Below are 3649 nucleotides of genomic sequence, written 5' to 3' on the forward strand. Positions count from 1 at the left end.
TGTACGGCACGACCCTGGTCTGCGGCTTCGCCCGCATCTGGGGCTATCCGGTCGCGATCCTGGCCAACAACGGGGTGCTGTTCAGTGAGAGCGCGCAGAAGGGGGCGCACTTCATCGAACTGGCCTGCAAGCGCAAGATCCCGCTGCTGTTCCTGCAGAACATCTCGGGCTTCATGGTCGGCGGGAAATACGAGGCCGAGGGCATCGCCAAGCACGGCGCGAAACTGGTCACCGCCGTCGCCTGTGCCGCCGTGCCCAAGATCACGGTCCTGATCGGCGGCTCGTTCGGGGCGGGGAACTACGGCATGTGCGGCCGGGCCTATTCGCCGCGCTTCCTGTTCACCTGGCCGAACAGCCGGATCAGCGTCATGGGCGGCGAGCAGGCGGCGGCGGTGCTCGCCACCGTCCACCGCGACGCTGACAGCTGGACCCCCGAACAGGCAGAAGCGTTCAAGGCCCCTGTCCGCCAGAAATACGAGGACGAGGGCAACCCCTATTACGCCACCGCTCGCCTGTGGGACGACGGCATCATCGACCCCGCCCAGACCCGCGACGTCCTCGGCCTCGCCCTCTCCGCCACGCTCAATGCGCACATACCGGATACGGTGTTCGGCGTGTTCAGGATGTAGGAGATGAGCCGGACCCTTCGCCCACGGCTGGATATTCTGCCTGCATCCCAGAGACGTCTCTGGGCGGAATTGGCCGACCTGCCGTCCAGCTATGTTTTGTATGGGGGTACGGCGATCGCTCTCCATCTTGGGCACAGGGACTCGATCGATTTCGACTTCTTCATCGCCGAAAGTATCGATCCTCGTCGCCTTCTTGACACCTTGCCGATCCTTCGTGGGGCCATCGTCACCCAGATGGAGCCCGATACGCTGAGCGTCATCGTGGATCGGGACGGTCCAGTAAAACTGTCGTTCTTTGGCGTCCCAAAGCTCGGACAGGTCCGCCCCCCCCTGAGAGCCGAGGACAATGGTCTCGCCGTCGCGGATATTTTGGACCTCGGCGGGGCGAAGGTGTCCGTCGTTCAGGTGCGGATTGAGCCTAAAGACTATATCGACGTCGCCGCTCTGCTGGGCGCGGGCACGACCTTGCCCGACATGCTCGCCGCCGGTCTGGTCCTGTACGGATCGAGTTTCGCGCCTCAATCCGCTTTGAAAGCCCTGGCCCATTTCGAGGAGCCTGGCCTGACCGATCTTCCGTTTGCATTGAAGGATCGATTGCAGAAGGCCGTTCGGGCTGTGGATCTCGACGCATTGCCGAACCTTCATCCCGTCCAGCCTCGCGCGGAGGTCATCTGATGTCCATCCCCCCGACCTCGGAAAGCTTGGACATTGCGCGCCGCGTGATCTGGTTCGAACAACCGGAACAGGCCCTGTCGGACGCCACCCGATTCCTGGCCTACGCATTCCGATACGCGACCCACGAAGACATGCGGACGTTGCGTCGAACCATCGACGACGACGTGTTGCGCACGGCCCTGGATCAAGCCCCACCCGGGATCATCGACGCCCGGTCGTGGTCCTATTGGCGCCTGATGCTCGACTTACCGACCCGCCCCCTCCCGTCACGATCCCTGGACTAAGGACCTCGCCATGTTCAAATCCGTCCTGGTCGCCAATCGCGGCGAGATCGCCTGTCGCGTCTTCCGCACGGCAAGGCGGATGGGCATCCGCACCATCGCCGTCTATTCCGAGGCCGACGCCAAGGCCCTGCATGTGCGCGAGGCCGATGAGGCGGTGCTGATCGGACCGGCGGCGGCCCGCGAGAGCTATCTGGTCGCGGACAAGGTGCTGGCGGCGGCGAAGGCGACGGGCGCCGAGGCCATCCACCCCGGATACGGCTTCCTGTCCGAGAATGCCGAGTTCGCCGAGGCCGTGATGGCGGCGGGGATCATCTGGATCGGCGCCCCTCCGGCCTCGATCCGGGCCATGGGTCTCAAGGATGCGGCGAAGAAGCTGATGGTTGCGGCGGGCGTGCCGGTGACGCCCGGCTATATGGGCGAGGACCAGACCCCGGCCCACCTGAAGTCCGAGGCCGACGCCATCGGCTATCCGGTGCTGATCAAGGCCGTGGCGGGCGGCGGCGGCAAGGGGATGCGGCGGGTCGAGACGTCCGAGGCCTTCCTCGACGCCCTGGCCTCTTGCCAGCGCGAGGCCGCGTCCAGCTTCGGCGACGACCGGGTGCTGATCGAGAAATACATCCTGTCGCCGCGCCACATCGAGGTTCAGGTGTTCGGCGACAGCCATGGCGAGGTCGTCCACCTGTATGAGCGCGACTGCTCCCTGCAACGCCGCCACCAGAAGGTGATCGAGGAGGCACCGGCCCCCGGCATGGACCCCGCCACCCGCGCCGCCGTCACCGACGCAGCGGTCAAGGCGGCGAAGGCCGTGAACTATATCGGTGCCGGCACCATCGAGTTCATCGCCGACGCCTCGGAGGGCCTGCGCGCCGACCGCATCTGGTTCATGGAGATGAACACCCGGCTCCAGGTCGAGCATCCGGTCACCGAAAGCATCACCGGCGTCGACCTGGTCGAATGGCAGTTCCGCGCGGCGGCCGGCGAACCCGTCCCCCTGAAACAGGCTGACATCCCCATGAACGGCTGGGCCATGGAGGCGCGGCTCTATGCCGAGGATCCGTCGAACGGCTTCCTGCCGAGCATCGGCAAGCTCGAGCATTTCCGCCTGCCCGACGACATCCGCATCGACACCGGCGTCTTCGAGGGCGGCGAGGTCAGCCAGTTCTACGATCCCATGATCGCCAAGTTGATCGTTCATGAGACCAGCCGTGAAGCCGCCGCCGCCCGCCTCGCCGACGCCTGCGCCGAGGTCGAGGTCTGGCCGGTCAAGACCAATGCCGGGTTCCTCGTCCGGTGCCTGGAGCATCCGAAGTTCGTCGCAGGTAACGTGGATACGGGGTTCATCGCAAAGGAAGAGGACGCGCTGGTCCAGCCGTCGGCATCCACCCTCGTGCCTGCAGCTGCCATGGCGGCGCGGATGCAGCGGGCCGCCGGCGTTGAGACCTTCGGTGTGCGCGTCGGGACGGACTGGGATTCGCCATGGGCCCCAGATTTGACGGCCAGTCGTTCGCGTGCAGATGCTTTCGGCTTCCGTCTGAACGCCGAGCAACGCGCCGATGTGGCTGTTTACAGAGGCGAGCATAGATGGGTGGGCGACGCATCGCGCGCCTTCGCCGAGCCTTTCGTTGATCCGGCCTGGACCATCCGGCTCGACGGCGAGACCCATGTCTTCGACACTGACGCCAGCCTTTACGCCGGTGCCCTTAGAACTGCCGAAGGCTCCCTCGGCTTTACCTTGATGGGTGACGAGATCGTCGTCTTCCACGCTGGTGACGCCGTGCCATTCACCCTGACCCGGCCTCGCGCCGGAATGGGGGGCGCCGCCTCCGACGGCTCCCTCCGCGCGCCCATGCCGGGCAAGATCGTCGCCGTCTCGGCCGCCGTCGGCGACGCCGTCGTCAAGGGCCAGCCCATAGTGGTCCTGGAGGCCATGAAGATGGAGCATGCGCTGGTCGCGCCCTTTGACGGCACGGTGTCCGAGATCGGCGTCGCCACCGGCGATCAGGTCACCGCCGACGCCATCCTCGCGGTCGTCGAGGCAGAGTGAGATTTGGCCAACTGACC

General features: G+C 65.8%; 4 protein-coding genes. All 4 read left to right on the top strand.

Going from position 1 to position 3649, the window contains the following annotated elements; genetic code table 11:
- On the top strand, nucleotides 1-629 hold a 629-nt coding region (locus JHC99_RS17940), incomplete at its 5' end, for a carboxyl transferase domain-containing protein (protein ID WP_292156037.1).
- 3 nt (nucleotides 630-632) lie between these two features.
- Nucleotides 633-1304: a nucleotidyl transferase AbiEii/AbiGii toxin family protein gene (locus JHC99_RS17945; protein ID WP_292156038.1), complete on the top strand. Its 672-nt coding sequence runs from the start codon at nucleotides 633-635 to the stop codon at nucleotides 1302-1304.
- On the top strand, nucleotides 1304-1588 hold the full coding sequence (locus tag JHC99_RS17950) for a hypothetical protein (protein WP_292156039.1): 285 nt from the start codon (nucleotides 1304-1306) through the stop codon (nucleotides 1586-1588). Before JHC99_RS17945 ends, JHC99_RS17950 begins: the two co-directional genes overlap by 1 nt.
- A gap of 10 nt (nucleotides 1589-1598) precedes the next feature.
- Nucleotides 1599-3632, top strand: coding sequence for a biotin carboxylase N-terminal domain-containing protein (locus JHC99_RS17955; protein WP_292156040.1), 2034 nt, complete (start codon nucleotides 1599-1601; stop codon nucleotides 3630-3632).
- Nucleotides 3633-3649 lie beyond the last annotated feature (17 nt).

Source organism: Brevundimonas sp. (assembly GCF_016463485.1).
Classification (GTDB): Bacteria; Pseudomonadota; Alphaproteobacteria; order Caulobacterales; family Caulobacteraceae; genus Brevundimonas.

Coding starts and splice junctions, on each gene's coding strand:
- JHC99_RS17950 (WP_292156039.1), top strand. CDS start 1,304: ATGTCCATCCCCCCGACCTCGGAAAGCTTGGACATTGCGCGCCGCGTG.
- JHC99_RS17945 (WP_292156038.1), top strand. CDS start 633: ATGAGCCGGACCCTTCGCCCACGGCTGGATATTCTGCCTGCATCCCAG.
- JHC99_RS17955 (WP_292156040.1), top strand. CDS start 1,599: ATGTTCAAATCCGTCCTGGTCGCCAATCGCGGCGAGATCGCCTGTCGC.